This window comes from Saccharopolyspora kobensis, assembly GCF_900108315.1.
Taxonomy (GTDB): Bacteria; Actinomycetota; Actinomycetes; order Mycobacteriales; family Pseudonocardiaceae; genus Saccharopolyspora; species Saccharopolyspora kobensis.
The window spans coordinates 221,404-241,013 of record NZ_FNVB01000003.1; the positions used below are offsets into that span (position 1 = coordinate 221,404).

General features: G+C 71.1%; 8 protein-coding genes. 3 read left to right on the forward strand and 5 right to left on the reverse strand.

Annotated elements, in window-relative coordinates; all coding sequences use genetic code 11:
• Positions 1 to 1,713 (forward strand): copper-translocating P-type ATPase (locus tag C4T78_RS09670; protein ID WP_103908105.1); only part of this gene is annotated, 1,713 nt, incomplete at its 5' end.
• 194 nt (positions 1,714 to 1,907) lie between these two features.
• On the forward strand, positions 1,908 to 3,098 hold the full coding sequence (locus C4T78_RS09675) for a cytochrome P450 (protein ID WP_093355325.1): 1,191 nt from the start codon (positions 1,908 to 1,910) through the stop codon (positions 3,096 to 3,098).
• Between the two features lie 18 nt (positions 3,099 to 3,116).
• On the opposite strand, the gene C4T78_RS09680 is transcribed toward C4T78_RS09675, so the two are convergent.
• From C4T78_RS09680 to C4T78_RS09690, 3 genes are read right to left on the reverse strand one after another with little or no spacing between them, the layout of a single operon-like run.
• Positions 3,117 to 4,820 carry a phytoene desaturase family protein gene (locus C4T78_RS09680; protein ID WP_218161644.1) on the reverse strand — a complete coding sequence of 568 codons (1,704 nt, stop codon included), beginning with the start codon at positions 4,818 to 4,820 and terminating at the stop codon, positions 3,117 to 3,119.
• Between the two features lie 2 nt (positions 4,821 to 4,822).
• A complete protein-coding gene (locus C4T78_RS09685; RefSeq protein ID WP_093355328.1) occupies positions 4,823 to 6,463 on the reverse strand; it encodes a phytoene desaturase family protein in 1,641 nt (546 codons plus the stop codon).
• The gene (locus C4T78_RS09690) at positions 6,456 to 15,677 is read right to left on the reverse strand and encodes a non-ribosomal peptide synthetase/type I polyketide synthase (protein ID WP_093355332.1); all 9,222 of its coding nucleotides are present in this window, start codon (positions 15,675 to 15,677) and stop codon (positions 6,456 to 6,458) included. Before C4T78_RS09690 ends, C4T78_RS09685 begins: the two co-directional genes overlap by 8 nt.
• 434 nt (positions 15,678 to 16,111) lie before the next feature.
• Between C4T78_RS09690 and C4T78_RS09695 the strand changes: the two genes are divergently transcribed.
• Positions 16,112 to 16,615 (forward strand): DUF4188 domain-containing protein, encoded by a 504-nt coding sequence (locus C4T78_RS09695; RefSeq protein WP_093355334.1) that lies wholly within the window; start codon positions 16,112 to 16,114, stop codon positions 16,613 to 16,615.
• Positions 16,616 to 16,619: 4 nt separating this feature from the next.
• Here C4T78_RS09695 and C4T78_RS09700 read toward each other — a convergent pair whose 3' ends face one another.
• Together C4T78_RS09700 and C4T78_RS09705 are read right to left on the reverse strand one after the other, a co-directional pair.
• Complete coding sequence (locus C4T78_RS09700; protein ID WP_093355337.1) at positions 16,620 to 17,813, reverse strand: cytochrome P450; 1,194 nt, start codon at positions 17,811 to 17,813, stop codon at positions 16,620 to 16,622.
• 138 nt (positions 17,814 to 17,951) lie between these two features.
• Complete coding sequence (locus C4T78_RS09705) at positions 17,952 to 19,604, reverse strand: ABC-F family ATP-binding cassette domain-containing protein (RefSeq protein WP_093355339.1); 1,653 nt, start codon at positions 19,602 to 19,604, stop codon at positions 17,952 to 17,954.
• Between the last annotated feature and the right edge of the window lie 6 nt (positions 19,605 to 19,610).

Here is a 19,610-nt window from a genome sequence, read left to right on the forward strand (position 1 = left end):
GCCGGTGTGCCCGGCATGACGCACCCCTTCGAGCTGACGATCCAGCGGATGAGCGGTGACGGCTCGATCTACCTCGAGGTCGCCGCCGGTGTCACGACCTTCATCCTCGCCGGGCGGTATTTCGAGGCGCGTTCCAAGCGGCGTGCCGGTGCGGCCCTGCGGGCGCTGCTGGACCTGGGTGCCAAGGACGTCGCCGTCCTGCGCGACGGCCGCGAGGTGCGCATCCCCACCGCCGAACTCGCCGTCGGCGACCGGTTCGTCGTGCGGCCCGGCGAGAAGATCGCCACCGACGGCGTGGTCGAGGAAGGTGTCTCGGCGGTCGACGCGAGCATGCTCACCGGCGAGTCCGTGCCGGTGGAGGTCGGCTCGGGAGACGGTGTCGTGGGCGCGACGGTGAACGCGGGCGGCCGCTTGGTGGTCCGCGCGACCCGGGTCGGCTCGGACACCCAGCTGGCGCAGATGGCCAAGCTGGTCGAGCAGGCCCAGACCGGCAAGGCCGCCGTGCAGCGCCTCGCGGACCGCATCTCGTCGGTGTTCGTACCCGTCGTCATCGCCCTGGCGGTCGCCACCCTGGCCTTCTGGCTGGCCTCGGGTGGTGGGGCTGCGGCGGCGTTCACCGCCGCGGTGGCGGTGCTGATCATCGCCTGCCCGTGCGCGCTGGGACTGGCCACGCCCACCGCGCTGCTGGTGGGCACCGGGCGCGGCGCCCAGCTGGGCATCCTGATCAAGGGACCCGAAGTCCTGGAATCCACCCGCCGCATCGACACCGTCGTGCTGGACAAGACCGGCACCGTCACCACCGGCCAGATGGAACTCATCGACGTCCACACCACCGACGACACCGACCACGACGAGGTCCTGCGCATCGCCGGCGCGCTGGAGAACGCCTCCGAGCACCCGATCGCCCAGGCCATCGCCCGCGGCGCCCAGCAGCGCATCGGCGAGCTGCCCGCCGTCGAAGGCTTCACCAACGTCGAAGGCCTCGGCGTTCAGGGCATCGTCGACGGCCACGCCGTGATCGCCGGCCGGACCGCCCTGCTGGAGCAGTGGAGCCAGCACCTCACCCCGGAACTGGCCGAAGCGAAGGCCGCGGCCGAGCAGCAGGGCAAGACCGCCATCGCGGTGGCGTGGGACGGGCAGGCGCGGGCGGTGCTGGTGGTGGCCGACACCATCAAACCCACCTCCGCCCAAGCCATCACCCAACTCCGCAACCTCGGACTCAACCCCATCCTGCTCACCGGCGACAACACCGCCGTCGCCCGCTCCGTAGCCGACGAAGTCGGCATCACCGACGTCATCGCCGAAGTCCTGCCCAAGGACAAAGCCGACACCATCACCCACCTGCAAAACCAAGGCCACACCGTCGCCATGATCGGCGACGGCATCAACGACGCCGCCGCCCTCGCCCAAGCCGACCTCGGCCTGGCCATGGGCACCGGCACCGACGTCGCCATCGAAGCCAGCGACATCACCCTCGTCCGCGGCGACCTGCGCACCGCAGCAGACGCCATCCGACTCTCCCGCCACACCCTCCGCACCATCAAAGGCAACCTCTTCTGGGCCTTCGCCTACAACATCGCCGCCCTCCCCCTCGCCGCCACCGGACTCCTCAACCCCATGATCGCCGGAGCCGCCATGGCCTTCAGCAGCATCTTCGTCGTCACCAACAGCCTCCGACTCCGCACCTTCCACACCACCGCGGGAACGTCCTGACAGAGCTGAACCGCAACCGGCAACGGGCCACCGCGCGATCGCGGTGGCCCGTTGCGCCGTACCGGCTCCGCAGCGGATGTTCAACGATCGCGCCGACATCTACCCAGAAGTGTCCACTGTAGATGTCGAAGTGCGCCGGGTTCGCCGGATTCGCTATGTTCGCGGTGACCCCCGCACCGCAGTGAGGAGACGCGATGAGCCGGCCTCGGGAACTCCCGATCCACATGCAGCGCAACGCATTCGACCCGCTCCCGGAACTGGGCGAGATCCGCCGGAACGACGGGATCGTGCGCACCACCAGTCCGTTCGGCTTGAACACCTGGCTGGTCACCCGCTACGAGGACGTGCGGTGGGTGCACTCCGACTGGGAGACCTTCAGCAACACCGTGCAGGCCGACGTCTGGGCGGGCCTGGAGAAGGCCAGCGCCGAGGAGAAGGCCAAGCGGCTGGCCGGGAACATGATCGTCGTCGACCCGCCCGATCACACCCGGCTGCGCAGGACGATCGCACCGGAGTTCACCGCCCGCCGGTTGCGCCGGCTGGAACCCCGGGTCGTCGCGCTCTGCGAGGAGCACCTGGACGGCCTGGAGCGCTCCGGGCCTCCCGCCGACCTCCTCCGGCAGTTCGCGATTCCCGTCCCGCTGCTGGTGATCTGCGAGCTCCTCGACGTCCCGTTCGCCGACCGCGACTACTTCCAGCGGCTCACCGCCGGGTTCCTCGACACCTCGCTGAGCAGCGAGGAACGCATGCAGGTGCAGGCCGAATCCCTGGAGTACATCGCGAAGTTCGTCGCCCGCAACCGCGTCGAGCCCGGCGACGGACTGCTGGGCCGCATGATCAGCGAGCACGGCGAGGAGATCAGCGACGCCGAGCTCGTCGGGGTGGCCAACCTGATCCTGCTGGCCGGTCACGAGACGACCGCGAACATGCTGGTGCTGAGCGTGCTCGCCCTGCTCCGGCACCCCGACCAGCTCGACCGGCTGCGGCGGGACCCCGAGCTCGCCGACACCGCGGTGGAGGAACTGCTGCGCTGGCTGTCGATCGTGCACAACACGACGGCGAAGGTCGTCAGGCGACCGGTGCAGATCGCCGGGCAGCAGGTCGAGGCCGGTGACCTGGTGATCTGCTCGCTGCCCGCCGCCAACCGCGACCCGGAGCTCGTGGAACGCCCGGACGAGCTCGACATCTCCCGCCCGGCCCCGCGGCACGTCGCATTCGGCCACGGGCCGCACCACTGCGTCGGCGCGCCGCTGGCCCGCCTCCAGCTCCGGATCGCCCTGCGCCTGCTGTTCGACAGGTTCCCGGGGCTGCGACTGGCCGCCGAGCCCGAGTTCCGCAACGGGTTCCTCACCTACGGCCTGGAATCGCTGCCGGTCGAGTGGTAGCGGGCCCCGGGAGGCCCGTCACGGCATCATCGCGCTGGTGCGCTCGGTTTCACCGGGCCACCGCGCGGTGCCGGGGCCTACCGGGATCACCAGGTGGGTCGGGGCGGGGGCGGTGTCGTCGATGCTCGCGGTGAACTCCTTGCCGTCGTCGCGGCAGACGAACTGCATCACCTGCCTGCCCGCGGCGGCGGCCCGGATGAGGCCGCCCGTGGTCGCCCACACCCCGGACAGGTAGAAGTCGCGCAGCCCCGGCAGCCGCGGTCCGTGCTTCTTGATCACCTTCTCCATCGTCTCGCCGCCGTCGACGAAGGGCTGCCAGCCCAGCACCGTGCCGTTGTAGTTGCCGGTGTAGCGGACCTGGGTGAGCGGGGTGGAGATGTCCCGGACGACGACGGCGTCCTTCAGCCCCGGGTAGCGCTCGTCGAGGAACTCCACGATCACGTCCTTGACCCGGCGCTTGGCGGCGTAGTACTCGGCACCGCGCCGCACCGAGAGGGTGTGCCGGGGCTCGCCCTTGCGGATGCGGGTCGCCTGCTCCGGCCCGGTGGCCAGCTCGCGCCACGGCGCGATGTCGCAGAAGTAGGTGGCGTAGACGATGGTCTTGCCCGCCGGCGCCAGCTCCGGGTAGTGCGAGCTGCGGAACTGGACGTTGATGCTGGGGTGGCGGATGCCGGTCAGCTGCGCGGCCACCTGCTCGTCGAGCAGGTGCGTGGTGCACGGTTCGCCGTCCGGGAACGGCCGGTCCAGGCCCAGGAACAGCGCGAAGTAGCCGGGGAAGATGTTGCCGGGCTCGTCGATCGTGCTGGTGTAGAGCTCGCGGTGGGTGTCGGTGAGGTAGCGGCCGCCGAGCAGCTTCATCGTCGTGGTGTGCCCGTCGCAGGCCGACACCACGATGTCGGCGCGGAACTCGCGCCCGTCGCTGAGCCGCACGCCGACCGCGCGGTCGTCCTCGACCAGCACCTCCTCGACCTTGGCGTTGTAGTCGATCTGGCCGCCGAGCCGCCGGTAGCGGCGCTCGATCGACTCGGCCAGGCCGAGCGAGCCGCCCTCCGGAACCCCGGCGGAGCCGTTCGCGTGCGCGGCCAGCTGGAAGTAGAACGGCAGCACCGGGAACGCCGCGTGCTTCTCGTAGAGGATGAAGTTGAACGCCTCGCGCAGCAGCGGATCGCGGAACCTGGCCGAGTAGTCCGTCATCAGCGTGCCGATCGACTTGCGGATGAGGTTGAAGTACGGCGCGAAGGAGGCCAGCATCCGCCAGCGCTCCAAGGTGCCCATCAGTCCGACCGGCTTGAGGAACGGGTACACCGACAGCAGCTTGCGGAACCTCCGCAGCCCGTTGCAGAAGTCCCGGATCAGCCGGGCGTCGGCCGGCGAGATCTCCAGCAGGTGCGCCTGCAGCCGGTCCGGGTCGGAGTAGAAGTACACCGCCCGGCCGTCCCGGGCGCGCACGATGTTGAACACGTCGAAGTGGCGCATCTCCTTGCCCTGCAGGGCGCCGAGCTCCAGCCAGATCTGGTGCATCTCGTTGCCGGGGCCGTTGCCGAGCAGCCAGCTCACGCAGCAGTCGAAGGTGAAGCTGCCCTTGTCCCAGGCGGTGCAGCAGCCGCCGGGGATCTCGTGCATCTCGAAGATCCGGCTGCGGTAGCCGTTCATCTGGGCGTAGCAGCCGGTGGACAGGCCACCCAGCCCGCCACCGATGATGATCATGCTCTGCCGCGACATGTTCAGGCCTCCTCGGTGAGTTGCATCGGACGGACGTCCAGTTGCGGCAGGTGGCCGAGTATCTCCGGCCGCCAGCGCACGTCGTCGGGGCTTTCCCAGGCCCGGAACGGGATGCCGAGCTCCTCGCACAGGAACTGGACGGCGTACCGGCCGCTGGAAGCCGCCCTGATCAGCCCGCCGCCGACGACCCACTGCCCCGCCATGGAGAACCCGTCCAGCCCGGGCAGCCGCATCCGCTGCCGGTTCACCAGCTGGGTCACCAGGTCCTCGGCCTCGGTGAAGCCCATCCAGGCGAGGATGCTGCCGTTGTGGTTGCCGGTGTAGCGGTGGTTGGTCGTCGGCGTGGCCACGTCGACGACCTCGATTCGCCCGTCGACACCGGGATAGCGCTCCGCCAGGAAGCGCTGGACGAAGTCGGCGACCTTCTTCTTCTGCGCCCAGTACTCCCGCCGGTTGCGGGTGCGCAGCTCGCGCCAGTGGCCGAACTCGCTGAAGTAGGTGCAGTGGAACAGCGACTTGCCCGGCGGCGCGCAGCCCTGCCAGTAGTGCGACCGCAGCTGGACCACGATGCTGTTCTGCGCCACCTCCGGCAGGCTCGACCTGTCCTCTTCGGACAGCAGGAAGGTGGTGCTGTGCGGGGTGTCCGGCGGTAGCTCGCCGTCGACTCCGACGAACGCCGACACCACGCCGGGGTACAGCGCCCCGGACTGGTGCAGCAGCTCGCCGTACAGCTTGTCCAGGGTCGGGCTGGTGTACTCGCCGCCCAGCAGGCGGTAGATGGTGGTGTACCCGTCGCAGGCCGAGATGACGTGGTCGGCGTAGTGGCGGCTGCCGTCCTTGAGCTCGACGCCGACTGCCCGGCCGTCCTCGACCAGGATCCGCCGCGCCCGCGCGCGGTAGCTGATCCGGCCGCCGAGCGCGGCGTAGCGGTCCTCGATGGAGCGCGCCAGCCCCAGCGAACCGCCCTCCGGGAAACCCGCGTTGCCGTGGTGGGCGCAGGCGATGTTGTAGAGGTAGGGCAGCAGCGGGAACCGCTCGTGGTCCTGGAAGAAGACGTTGGGCAGCGCCCGCCCGAGGAACCGGTCGGTGAACTTCGCGCTGAAGTCGGTCATCTGGGTCGCCGAGGTCCGCCAGAACAGCAGCAACGCAGGCAGCACCTCGCGCGCCATCGCCAGCTTCTCGGGAAGCGTCTTCAACGGCGGCGGTTTCAGGAACGGGAAGAGGTCGAGCTTGAGGAACCGCCGCAGGTCCCGGCAGAACGCCTTGATGCGGCGCGCGTCGTCCGGCGAGATGGCCCGCAGGTGCCGTTCCAGCCGGGCCGGGTCGTGGTAGAACCGGACCTCCCGGCCGTCCTCGCCGACGACCCGGTTGAAGGTGTCGAAGTTGGTGATCTCCTTGCCGTCGAGCGCGCCGAGCTCCCGCCAGATCTGGTTGGCCTCGTTGCCCGGCGCGGTCCCGATCAGCCACTCGATGCAGTAGTCGAAGATGTAGCCCTCGCGCGACCACGCGGTGCAGCACCCGCCCGGCAGCACGTGCTTCTCCAGGACGTGGCTGTCCATCCCGCTCATCTGGGCGTAGCAGCCGGCCGCCAGGCCCGCGATGCCGCCGCCGATGATGAGCACGCTCGGCTTGACCTCACGCATCGGTACCAGCGCCCTGCAGGATCCCGCGCACCAGGCCGGCGTTGGCCGGCAGGTGCATCTCGTCGAGCATCTCTGCGTGGCTGCCCGATCCGCGGTGCAGGTCGCTGCGCGTGGCGGAGCTGCCGTGCCAGCTGCCCGGCGCGCCGGTGGCGTACTGCTCGGCCTTGGCCTCGTCGGAGATCACGCTCACCGCGGCCCGGACCGTGCCGGTGTTCGGTGTCCGGCTGCTGTGGTCGAGGTAGTCGCGGGCTTGTTCCCGGGTCTCCGCGGCGACCACCTCGGAACCGGTGTGCCTGCGCAGGTGCTCGGCCAGTTCGCGCTCGAACGCTTCGAGGTGCTCCTCGCCGAGCTCGAAGGACTCGCCGATCCGGTAGGAGTCCATGATGATCACGTCGGAGACCTCCCGGCCGCGCCGCTCCAGCTCGCCGGCCACCTCGAAGGCGAGGTTCCCGCCCAGCGAGTAGCCGAGCAGGGCGCACCGGCCGGTGGGCTGGAGGTCCTCGACCAGGTCCGCGTAGCGGGCCACCTTGTCGTCCCCGGTCAGGTAGTTGAACGCCACCACCCGGTGATCGGGCAGGTGCTCGGCGAAGCGGCGGTAGACCAGGCCGTGCCCGCCTGCGGGCGGGAAGCAGAACAGCGGTGCACCGTGGTCGCTGAAGGTCAGGTACGGCTGGGCGCCGCCGATCCGGCCGGTGATGATGTGCTCCAGCGTGGTCGCCATGCCCTGCAGGGTGGTGACCTTGAACAGCTGGCTGACCGGGATGCTGATGTTGAACTCGTGCTGCAGGTGGTGGATCAGCTCGATCAGCCGGATGGAGTTGCCGCCGACCTCGAAGAAGTCCTCGCGCAGCGTCACCCGGTCCAGGCCGAGGACCGATCTCCAGTGCTCGGCCATGCGCTCCTCGAACAGGGTCACCGGCTGCTCGTCGGCCTCATCCCGGACGACCTCCGGGGCGGGCAGCGCGGTGAGGTCCACCTTGCCGTTGGTGGTCAGCGGCAGGCCGCCGACCTCGATGAGGTGGGCCGGGATCATGAACGTCGGCAGGTACTCCGCCAGGTGCCTGCGCAGCGCCCGCACGTCCAGCACCGCCCCGTCGGCGGGCACGCAGTAGGCGCACAGCGCGGTGTTGCCGTCAGCGCCCGCGCGGGCCGTGACGACCGCCTGGGCGAGTCCCGGCCAGGCCAGGAGCCGGGCTTCGATCTCACCGGTCTCGATGCGGTGACCGTGGACCTTCACCTGCGAGTCCGCGCGGCCGAGCAGGTGCGCGACGCCGTCGGCGTCCCAGCGGGCCAGGTCACCGGTCCGGTACAGCCGCACCGGCTCGCCGCCGAAGGTGCGGGTGACGAAGCGCTGCGCGGTCAGCTCCTCGTCGAGGTAGCCCAGCGACACCCCGGCACCGCCGACCCACAGCTCCCCCGGCACGCCCGGCGGCACCGGCCTGCCGTGCTCGTCGAGGATGTAGAGCGCGCTGTTGGGCAGCGGCCGGCCGATCGGCACCAGCTGGCCCGGTGCCAGGTGATCGGTCGGCCCCTCGAAGTAGGCGCTGTCGATGGTGGCCTCGCTGAGCCCGTAGGAGTTGACCACCCGGGTGTCCGGGCCGCACAGCGCGCGCAGCCGCTGGTACTCCTCGACCTTCCACGCGTCGGAGCCGACGACCAGCAGGCGCATGAAGTCCAGGCGCTGCCCGGCTCGCTCGCAGTGCTCCACCAGGCCGCGGACGACGGCGGGCACGAACTCGGCGCAGTCGACGCGCTCGGCGCGCATCGCGTCGTGCAGCCGGGCGGTGTTGAACAGCAGGTCGCGGTCGACCAGCACGAGGGTTCCGCCGGAGCACAGGGCCCGCACCAGGTCGCCGGTGAACACGTCGAATGCGGGGCTCGCCAGCTGCAGGTGCACGTGGACGTCCTCGCCGAGCCGGTACTCCGCGTGCCAGGAGTGGTAGGCCGAGGACAGGTTGCGGTGGCTGACCCGCACCGCCTTGGGGCGGCCGGTCGAACCCGAGGTGTAGATGACGTAGGCGGGCGATCCGGGATCGACCGGGCGGTCCGCCGCCTCCGGCCCGGCCGTGCTCAGCAGCTCGGCGGGTGTCAGCACCACGCCCACGCCGCCGAGCCGGTCGCGGTGGCTGTCGTCGACGACGGCCAGCACGGCACCGGCGTCGCGCACCATGTCGGAGAGCCGGTCCGCCGGGTAGCCGGGATCGAGCGGCAGGTAGGCGCCGCCCGCGTGCAGGACTGCCAGCAGCGCGACGATCAGATCCGGCGACTTCTCCATGCACAGCGCCACCACCGCGCCGTTGATGACGCCGAGCTCGCGCAGCCGGTGCGCCATCCGCCGGGACTCGCGGTCGAGCTCGCGGTAGCTGAGCCGCCGGGTCTCCCCCGCCTCCGACGGCATCGAAACGGCGATCGCGTCCGGGTTCTCGGCGGCCGCCCGGCCGATCAGGTGGTGCACCGGCACGTCGTCGGCCACCCGCCCGCGCACCCCGCTGAAGCCCTGCAGCAGCCGCTCGGTCTCGGCGGCGTCGAGCATCTGGAGCCGGGTGACGGGTTCGGCGGCGGGCGTCCTGGTCAGCGAGTCGAGCAGGTTGCGGTAGTGCCCGGCGAGCCTGCTGATGGTGCCGGCCCGGAACAGGTCGGAGTTGTACTTGAAGACGCAGTGGAACCGGCCGTCCGCCTCGTCCTCGTAGGCCGACAGCGTCAGGTCGAACTGCCCCTCCTCCTCGGGCAGCTCGATGTAGTCCAGCCGGTAGCCGTACTTCTCGGTGGCCACCTTGTGCACGAGCAGGATGAACATGGCCTGGAACAGCGCCGAGCGGCTCGGGTCGTGCGCCCCGCCGAGCTCGTCCACCAGCAGCACGAACGGGTACTCCTGGTGGTCCAGTCCGTTGAGGACGGTCTCGCGGGTGCGGGCCAGCAGCTCGCCGACCGTCGGGTCGCCGGTCATGTCCACGTACAGCGGCAGCGGGTTGATGAAGTAGCCGTACACCGAGGCGAACTCGTCCTGCGTGCGGCCGCTGACCGGGCTGCCGACGATCACGTCGTCCTGCCCGGAGTACCGGCTGAGCAGCAGCGAGTAGGCGGCGAGCAGCACCACGAACACGGTCACGTCGTGCTCGCGGGCCAGCGCGTGCACCCGGGCGGTGAGCTCCTCGTCGAGGACGAAGAACTCCGAGGCGCCGTTGTTGGTCTGCACCGGCGGGCGCGGGCTGTCGGTGGGCAGGTTCAGCACCGGTGGTTCGGCGGGCAGCGCCTGCCGCCAGTACTCCAGCATCCGGCGCGCGTCGTCGCTTGCCAGGAACCTGTTCTGCCAGTTGAGGAAGTCCAGGTAGGTGGCCGTCACCGGCGGGAGTTCGGCGCGGTGCCCGGCGCGCAGCGCCTCGTAGACCGCGAGCAGCTCCTCGATGAAGGTGAAGGTGGAGATCGCGTCGGAGACAATGTGGTGCACCGCCTTGGTGATCACCCACCGGTCCGGGCCGCGGCGGAACAGCCGGAACCGGACCAGCGGGTCGTTCTCCAGGTCGTAGGGCTTGCGGTACTCGTGGATGATCAGCTGGTAGACGTCCTCCCAGGGCTGGTCCTGGACGTCGAACAGCTCGACGTCGGGTTTGACCTCCTCGGAGATCCGCTGCACCGGCTCGCCGTCGACGAGCACGAAGTTGGCCCGCAGGCTGGGGTGGCGCGCCAGCATCGCGCGGAACGCCTCGAACATCAGGTCCGGGTCGAGCTCGGTGCGCACCTCCACCGCACCGCCGATGTTGTAGGCGAAGCCGTCGGGGTTGAGCTGCTTGAGGAACCACAGCGCCTGCTGGTTCTGCGTGAGCGGGTACTGCCGCTCGTCGCGGAACTCCTCGACCTCCGCCGCCGGTCCGGTGTCGGTCCCGGCCGCGTCGAGCTGTTCGTGCAACCGGCCGACGAGGTCGGCGACCGGTGAGCTGCCCAGCAGCGCCACCACCGGCAGCGCGACGCCGAGTTCGGCGTGGGTGCGGGCGCGGACCTCCATCGCCAGCAGCGAGTCCAGGCCGAGCGCGCCCAGCCCGGCGTTCTCGTCGATCTGGTCCGGCCGCACCCGCAGCACGCCGGCGACCAGTTCGGTGAAGTGCCGGGTCAGCAGTTCGCGCCGCTGTTCCGGTGCGGTGGCGCGGAATTCCTCCAGGAAGCCGCCCGCGGTCCCGCCGTCGTCGGCCGCTTCGGCGGCCAGCTCGGCCACCAGCGGCGGCGGTGTGGTGTACCAGGCGGTGAACAGCGGCCAGTCGACGATGGTGGCCACCAGCAGCTGCGGGTGGCCCTGGTCCATCACCCGCTCCAGCACCGCCATCCCGGCCTCCGGGGACAGCGAGCTCATGCCGCGGTTGTTGCGGTAGTGCTCGACCAGGCCGAGGTCGGCGATCATGCCCGTCGCCCACGGCCCCCAGTCGATGCTCAGCGCCGGGAGCCCGAGCGAGCGCCGGTGGTGGGCCAGCGCGTCGAGGAAGGCGTTGCCCGCCGCGTAGTTCGTCTGCCCGGCCGTGGTGAGCACCGAGGCGATGGAGGCGAAGAGCACGAAGTGGTCGAGCGGGTCGTCGCGCAGCTGCCGGTGCAGCACGGTGGCGCCGACGGTCTTGGGGTCGTGCGCGGCGTCGAAGGCCTGTCGGTCCATATCCGGCAGCAGCGTGTCCTCGACGCTGCCCGCGAGGTGGAAGACGCCGCGGATGGGCGGCAGGTCGTGCCGCCGGTAGCCGGCGAGCCACGCCGCGAACTCGCGCTCGTCGGTGATGTCCAGCGGCACCAGGAGCGACTGCGCGCCGAGCGCCTCCAATTCCTTGACCAGCGCCACCTTCCGGCCGGTGGAGCTGTCCGGGTCGATCTCGCGCCAGTGCTCGCGGGCGGGCAGTTCGGTGCGGCTCACCAGGATCAGCCGCCGGGCACCGCGCCGGGCCAGCGTCCGGCAGACCAGCTGCCCGAGAGCACCGAACGCGCCGGTGACCAGGTAGGCGCAGTCCGGGCGCAGCCGCAGCGGCAGCGGTTTCAGCAGGTCGTCGGGCCTGCGAAGCCGGCTGGTGTGGCGGCGGTCGCCGCGCAGCGCGATCTCCTGCTCGTCGTCGGCGCTGATCTCGCGCAGCAGCGCGGCGGCGTCGGCGGCCACGTCCGTGCCCGCCAGGTCCAGGTCGATCAGCTTGCCGCGGTTGGCGGTGAGCTCCTGCTGCCACAGCACGCGGCCGATGCCCCAGGCCGGGGCGCCCAGCGGTTCGACCTCGGCATCGGCGGTGACCGCCTGCGCGCCGCGGGTGACCACGTGCAGCCGGGCCGGGGACTGCTCGGCGACCAGGGCCTGGGCCAGCGCGATCACCGAGTAGGTGCCGTCGGTGTGCTGGCGTGCGAGCTCGGCGTCATCGGCGGTGCCGAACTCCGGCCGGTCCAGGTTCCACAGGTGCACCACCGCGTCGCACGGCTGCTCGGCGAGCAGCCGCCGCAGGTCCTCGGCGCTGTCCGGTGCCACCACCGATTCGCGTTCGCCGCGCCGGTAGCCGGCGCCCGGCCGCACCAGGTGGCAGCGGCCACCGCGGGCGGTGAGCTGCGCGGCGAGCTCCGCGCCGATGCCCTGCGAATCGGCCAGCACCAGCACATCGCCCGGTGGGTCGGGGTGTTCGGCGAGATCCGGTGCCGGTTCCCACACCGGTGCGAGCAGCCAGTTGTCGATGGTGGCGGTCGCGACGCCCGTTGAGGCCTGCTCGACGTCGGCGGCGCGGAAGCCGTCGATGTGGCCGAGCACCGAACCGTCGTCGGCGTGCACCGTGATGTCGCCGACGAGCTCGTCGCCGTCGCGGCGCACGACCCTGGCGTGCGCCCAGATCGGCTGCGAACCGATCGGCCCGGTCCGCACCTCGGCGATGGACAGCGGCAGCCGGATGCCGGTCTCCGGAGCGGCCTCGCCGATCAGGGGCGTCAGCAGGGTCTGGAAGCAGGAGTCCAGCAGCGCCGGGTGGAAGTGGTGGTCGCCGGTGCCGGTGAGCGCCTCGTTCGGCCGGATGCGGGCGAGCGCTTCGTCCGGCCCGATCCAGACCTGCTCGATGTTCTGGAACGCCGGGCCGTAGTGGTAGCCGAGCTCGGCCAGCGCCGCGTAGCAGGCGGGGCCGTCGAGGTGCTGCCTGCTGCGCGCGCGGATGGCCTCCGCGTCCAGCCTCGTGCTCCGCCCGTTCGGCCGTCCGGCGCGCAGAACGCCGGTGGCGTGCACCGAGCGCTGGTCGGCGCCGTTGACCGTGGCGATCGCGAACTCCGCGTCCGCGGTGCACGACAGCTGCACCCGCCGGGCCTCGTCCTCGGGCAGGAACAGCGCCTTGCGCAGCTCGATTTCTGCCATCGAGACCGTCGTGCCGCCGGTCATCGCGCGCACCGCCTGCGCGGCCATCTCCAGGTATCCGGCGGCGGGGAACACCACGTCGCCCTGGATCCGGTGGTCGCGCAGGTACGGTTCCCGCTCGACGTCGAGCGTCGCTTCCCAGGAGGGCTCGGCGGTGGTCAGGCGGCGGCCCAGCAGCGGGTGGTCGACCTGGCCGAGCCGGATCTGCGCGACCGACGCGGGCTCGACCCAGTAGCGGTCGCGGCGCCACGGGTAGGGCGGCAGCGACACCGCCCGGCCGCGCGGTTCGAGCACCGCCCAGTCGACGTCGACGCCGAGGTTGTGCAGGTCGGCCAGCGAGGCGGTGAACCGCTCGGCCTCGTCCTCCTCGCGGCGGATGGACGGCACCGCGGCGCCCTCGATCTGCTTGTCCAGCAAGCATTCCCGGATCGAGTGGGCCAGCACCGGGTGCGGCCCGATCTCCAGGAACAGCCGGTACCCGTCGTCGGCGATGCGGTCCACCGCCGCGCGGAAGCGGACGCTGTCGCGGACGTTGCGCCACCAGTAGTCCGCGTCCAGCTCCGGGCCGCGCGCGGTGCCCTCCTGGCCGGTCAGGTAGAGCGGCACCTGCGCCGGCCCGGGCCGCAGTCCGTCCAAAGAGGACAGCAGTTCGTCCTTGATCAACTCCATCCGGGGGCTGTGGTAGGGCACCCGGACGCTGAGGAACTTCGCGAACACCTGCTCGGCGGTCAGCTCCTCGGCGAGCGCGGCGAGCGCGTCCTCGTCGCCGGCCAGCGTGCAGGAGGCGGGTGCGTTGATCGCGGCCACCGAGACTCGGTCGGCGAAGCGCCGCACCCGCTGCTGCGCCTGGGCTTCGGACAGGCTCACCGCCAGCATCGTGCCGGTCCCGACGAGCTTCTGCTGGAGCCTGCTGCGGTGCACGATGATCCGCACCGCGTCCGCCAGGCTGTAGACCCCGGCCTCGTAGAACGCCGCGACCTCACCGGTGCTGTGCCCGACGATCGCGTCCGGCCGCACGCCGTGGTGCCGCCACAGCGCGGCCAGCGCGATCTGGACGGCGAAGTTGGCGGGCTGGGCCAGCCACGTCTCGGCCATCTGCGAGTCGGCCTCGTCGGCGGTGAGCTCGTCGAGCAGTGACCAGCCCGCGATCCGGGCGATCTCGCGGTCGCAGCGCTCGATCACCTCGCGGAAGACCGGTTCGCTCGCCAGCAGCTGCCTGCCCATCGCCCACCACTGCGGCCCCATCCCGGTGAACACCCACACCAGCCGGTTCTCCTCGCGCCGCTGACCGGCGCGGGCCAGCGGGTGCGCCTCGCCGCGCGCGCACTCGGCCAGCCGCTGCGCCAGCTCCTCCTGCGAGGAGTACACGATGGACAGCCGGTGGTCGTGGTGCTGGCGGCGGTGCGCCAGGGTGTGGCCGAGGTCGGCCGGGTCGATCTCGCCGAGCCGTTCGGCGATCCGCCCCGCCAGCTCCGGCAGCGCCGCGGGATCCCGTGCGGTGAGCGGGAGGATGCGGTGCGAGCGCTGCGCCGGCCGCCGGTCGGGTTCGGGCCGCGGGGGCGCCTCCTCCAGGACGACGTGGGCGTTGGTGCCGCCGAACCCGAAGGAGTTCACCCCGGCCCGGGCCGGCCCGTCGTGCTCGGGCCAGTCGGTGAGCCGGTCCGGGATCTCGTAGGGCTGGGCGGCCAGGTCGATGTCCGGGTTGATCCGGGACAGGTTGATGTGCGGCGGGATCTTGCGCTCCGCCAGCGACAGCGCGGTCTTGATCAGCCCGGCCATCCCGGCCGCCGACTCGGTGTGCCCGATGTTGGTCTTGACCGAGCCGATGTAGCAGCGCCGCCCGGGTTCGCGGCCGCTCGCCAGCGCCTGACCGAGCGCGTTGGCCTCGATCGGGTCGCCGACGGGCGTGGAGGTCCCGTGCGCTTCGACGTACTGCAGTTCGCCCGGTTCGATGCCCGCTTCCGCGCAGACCTGCTCGATCAGCTCGATCTGCGCCTGCGCGCTGGGCACCGTGATCCCGTTGGTGCGGCCGTCCTGGTTCACGCCGCTCGCGGTGATCACCGCGTGGATGGGGTCGCCGTCGCGCACCGCCTCGTCGAGGAGCTTCAGCGCGACCACCGCGACGCCTTCGGCCCGCACGTAACCGTTCGCGTCGGCGTCGAAGGTCCGGGACCGGCCGTCCGGGGAGAGGAATCCGCCCTTGGTCTCGGCGATCGTGTACTGCGGGGTCATGTGCAGCAGGGTGCCGCCGGCCAGCGCGAGGCTGCTCTCGCCGCGGCGCAGGCTCTGGCAGGCCAGGTGCACCGCCACCAGCGAGGAGCTGCAGGCGGTGTCGATCGAGACGCTCGGTCCGCGCAGGTCCAGGCAGTAGGAGATGCGGTTGGAGGTCATCGTCATCATGGTTCCGGTCGCGGTGTGCGCGGCCAGCGTCTCGAAGCCGAGATCGGCGAACTGGACGATCTTGTAGTCCAGGGTGAACGCGCCGACGAAGACGCCGACGTCGCGGCCGGCCAGCTCGTCCGGCCGCTGCCCGCCGTCCTCCAGCGCCTCCCACGCGACCTCCAGCAGCTTCCGCTGCTGCGGATCCATGTGCTCGGCCTCGCGCGGGCTGATCCCGAAGAAGGCCGGGTCGAACTCGTCGAAGCCGGTGATGTAGCCGCCGCGCCCGCCGACCAGCCGACCCGGTTTGGCCTTGTCCCGGCTGCCCAGCGTCGACACGTCATAGCGGTCGACCGGGGTCGGCACGATGCAGTCCTTGCCGTCGGCCAGGTTCCGCCAGAACGACCGGTGATCAGAGGCACCTCCGGGGAAGCGGCAGCCGATTCCGATGATCGCGACCTTGTTGCCGGAAGCAGGATTCTGCGAGTTCACCATCGTCCATTCCTCGAGTCGGGCGCGGTGGCGCGGACAGCAAAGAGCACTGGAACGTCTTCGTGCTGGGAGGGAGAAATCGAGCGGAGCAGAATGAGAAATGTTTTCACCGAACGGGAACGGACCCGAGAACCCGGACCGCGCGGGAAACCCGGCACCGGAGCGAACCCCGCATCCTCGCCGGACGACTGATCGAAAAACCAATTGCGGCAAGGAAAACCGGATTTCGGCACCGGCCGATCCGCATCGAATCCCCCGTCTCGTTCGGATGATCTCCGCACACATCAATACCGGGGAACCCGATCCCCCACCACTCGACTCCTACTACCAGGTGGCGCACTGGAATATGCCAGCGAAAACGAAGGAATCTTGCGATTTCTCCGGCTCGTCGAATCGCTCGGAGTCGGTACCGTGCCCGATGAGCGAAAGGATGCGAGATGGACGAAACGCCGGGGACCGGCCGCTTCACCGCACCCAACGACCGGGAACTCGTGGTGTTCCTGCTCGGCGCGAGGATCAACAAGCTCACCGCGGTGCGCAGCTGGGCTCCGGTGATCATCGGCTTCCGCCGGATGCTCGCCGAGCTCAGAGCCGATCCGGACAGCGGTCTGCTCGGGTTCCGGATCCTGCCGCGCCCGCCGCGGCTGCTGACGAGCGTGCAGTACTGGGAATCCGCCGAGAAGCTCTACTCCTACGCATCGGATCCCGCGCGCCGGCACCGTCCGGCGTGGACGGACTTCTACCGCCGCCGCGGGGAAGCGGGCGAGCACGTCGGCATCTGGCACGAGACGTACCTCGTTCCGGCTCGCTCGTACGAGAGCATCTACGTGGCCATGCCGGAGTCCGGGCTGGCCCGGGCGTTCGGCAGCGCACCGGTCGGCCGCGGCACCGACCGCGCGGCCGACCGGCTCCGCGGCGTCCGCCGCAGCGGGTGCGGGTAGGCGGTCAGTCCCAGTCGACCGGGAGGCTGCGCACGCTGTAGTTGAGCGAGTCGTCGCGCATCTGGACCTCCGCGGCCGGGATCGCCAGCCGCAGCCCGGGCAATTCCCGCAGCAGCCCGGCGAAACCGGTGCGCAGCACGATGCGCGCCAGCTGCGCACCGAAGCAGTGGTGCACGCCGTGGCCGAACGCCAGGTGCCCGCTGGCCGCGCGGGTGAGATCGAGCCGGTCCGGGTCGGGGAACTGGGCCGGGTCGCGGTTGGCGGCGGCGAGCGACAGCGTCATCAAGTCGCCGTAGCGGAGCGATTCGCCGTGGAACTCGAAGTCCGCCAAGGCGACCCGCGTGGAGCCGAACTGGTTGATCGTCAGGTAGCGCAGCAACTCCTCCACCGCGCTGTCGATCAGCGACGGAGCGGCGCGCAGCGCGTCGAGCTGATCCGGGTTGGCCAGCAACGCGTAGCTGCCCAGCGCGAACACGCTGGTGGTGGCGTCCTGGGCAGCGGTCACCAGGATCACGGCCATCGTCGTGATCTCCTCGGCGGACAGCTCGTCATCGGCGTTGAGCGCGCTGAGCAGATCATCGCCCGGCCGTTCCCGCTTCTCGTGCACGAACTCCGCCAGCACCGCGGACAACTCCGCCCAGCCCTCGCCCATCCGGTCACCGTCGCCGGCGAGCGTGAACATCTTCTCGGTGGACCGGCGGAACGCCTCCTCGTCGGCGATCCGGATGCCCAGCAGCTCGCCGATCACCTGGTGGGTGACCGGCTCCGCGAAGGCGGTCACCAGGTCGGCCGGACCACCGGCCCGCCGCATCGCGGTGAGCCGGTCGGCCACGATCCGCTCGATCAGGGACGTCATCGCCCGCATCCGGCGCGGGCCGAACCCGGCCGAGAGCTTGCGCCGGTACCAGGTGTGCTCCGGCGGGTCGAGCACGCTGAACAGTCCCGGCGGGGCGGGCTGCTCGGAGTCGGCGACGGTGATCGGGAACTTGAGCATCTCGTAGCTCGAGCCGAAGCGCGGATCGGTCAGCACCTCCCGGACGAGCGCGTGGCTGGTCACCAGCCAGCCGCGGCGCCCGCCGTCGCAGCGCATCGGAGCCAGCGGCCGTTCCTCGCGCAGCTCCCGCAGTCCGTCGTGCGGGTCGAACGGGCAGCTGCGGGTGGTCGGATGCACCACCGGTTCCGGTTGGGCCTTGGTCATCTCACGCTCCTGGAGCTCCGCCGGACTGGCCGGTTGGCATGATTCGCCAACCGGCTTCCGGCGGCACCGCGAGTCACCCGTTCCAGGTGCGCCCGGAGGCGTGAACTCCCCCGCGCTGCGGGAACGCCGACGTCGGTCTCAGCTCATCGCCGTCCTCCTCACCTCCGCCGCCGACGTCACGCGCAGCCTGCCGTCGAGCAGCATCCACCGGGTGATGCCGATCGATTCGAGGAACGGCACGTCGTGGCTGGCCACGATCAGCGCACCGGCGTAGGAGTCGAGTGCCGAGACCAGCTGGCGGACGCTGGCCATGTCCAGGTTGTTCGTCGGCTCGTCCAGCATGAGCAGCTGCGGCGCGGGTTCGGCGAGCACGAGCGCGGCCAGCGTCGCGCGGAATCGCTCACCTCCGGACAGCGTCGCCGCCGGCCGGTCGGCCCGGTCACCGGTGAACAGGAAGCGGGCGAGCCCGGCCCGGATCTGGTTGTTCGTCGATCCGGGCGCGAACCGCGCCACGTTCTCGGCGATGCTCGCGTTCTCCGCGAGGACGTCGAGGCGCTGGGGCAGGAAGCGCAGCGGAACGTGCCCGACGACCTCCCCGGCGAGCGGCGCCAGCTCACCGGCGATGGTGCGCAGCAACGTCGTCTTGCCGGAGCCGTTGCGCCCGACCAGCGCGATCCGCTCCGGCCCGTGCACGTCGAAATCGCCCGGCACTCGGGCTCCGTGGCGCAGGTGCAGGCCACGCGCCGTCAGCACGGTGCGTTCCGGCGGCACCGCGGTGCGCGGGAGGTCGACGCGGATCTCGTCGTCGTCGCGCACCGCATCGGATGCCTCGGCCAGCCGCTGCCGGGCTTCGGCGAGCTTCGTCTCGTGCATGATGCGGTGCTTGCCCGCCGACACCTGGGCCGCGCGCTTGCGCTGGGCCATCACCGCCTTGGGCTCGCGCTTGGTGTCCCACATCTTCTGGCCGTAGCGCTTGCGCCGGGCGAGCTTGACGTGGGCATCGGCGAGTTCCCGCTTCTGCTTGCGCAGATCGGTCTCCGCGACGCGCACCATCCGCTGCGCCGCCTCCTGCTCGACCGCGAGGGCTTCCTCGTAGGCGGCGAGGTTGCCGCCGTACCAGCTGATCTCGCCGTCGTGCAGGTCGGCGATCCGGTCCACCCGGGCCAGCAGCTCGCGGTCGTGGCTGACCACGACCAGCACTCCGGGCCACGCCTCGACCGCCGAGCACAGCCGCTGCCTGGCGGGCAGGTCGAGGTTGTTGGTGGGCTCGTCGAGCAGCAGGACGTCGGGCCGCTCCAGCAGCAGCGCCGCCAGCCGCAGCAGCACCGATTCGCCGCCGGAGACCTCGCCGATCGTCCGGTCCAGGCCGATGTGCCCCAGCCCGAGCTCTTCGAGCACCGCGACGGCCCGCTCCTCGACGTCCCAGTCCTCGCCGACCGCCGCGAAGTGCTCCTCGCGCACGTCACCGGCGTGGATGGCGCGCAGCGCGGCGCGGATCCCGGCGATGCCCAGCGCTTCGTCGACGCGCAGTCCGGTGTCGAGCGAGACGTTCTGCGGCAGGTAGCCGACCTCGCCGCAGACGCGGACCTCGCCACCGGTGGCCGTCAGCTCACCGGCCAGCAGCTTGAGCAACGTGGACTTGCCCGACCCGTTGAGCCCGATCAGCCCGGTGCGGCCGGGGCCGAACGACGCCTGCAGGCCGTCGAAGACGCGGCCGCCGTCGGGCCATTCGAAGCTGAGCTCGACGCAGCCGGCACTGGTGATGGTGGACGGGGATGCGGAAGATGACATGGAGGA

Excerpts from the sequence above, each read along its gene's own strand:
- C4T78_RS09700 (WP_093355337.1), bottom strand. The coding sequence starts at position 17,813 with ATGACCAAGGCCCAACCGGAACCGGTGGTGCATCCGACCACCCGCAGC.
- C4T78_RS09680 (WP_218161644.1), bottom strand. The coding sequence starts at position 4,820 with ATGTCGCGGCAGAGCATGATCATCATCGGTGGCGGGCTGGGTGGCCTG.
- C4T78_RS09675 (WP_093355325.1), top strand. The coding sequence starts at position 1,908 with ATGAGCCGGCCTCGGGAACTCCCGATCCACATGCAGCGCAACGCATTC.
- C4T78_RS09685 (WP_093355328.1), bottom strand. The coding sequence starts at position 6,463 with ATGCGTGAGGTCAAGCCGAGCGTGCTCATCATCGGCGGCGGCATCGCG.
- C4T78_RS09690 (WP_093355332.1), bottom strand. The coding sequence starts at position 15,677 with ATGGTGAACTCGCAGAATCCTGCTTCCGGCAACAAGGTCGCGATCATC.
- C4T78_RS09705 (WP_093355339.1), bottom strand. The coding sequence starts at position 19,604 with ATGTCATCTTCCGCATCCCCGTCCACCATCACCAGTGCCGGCTGCGTC.
- C4T78_RS09695 (WP_093355334.1), top strand. The coding sequence starts at position 16,112 with ATGGACGAAACGCCGGGGACCGGCCGCTTCACCGCACCCAACGACCGG.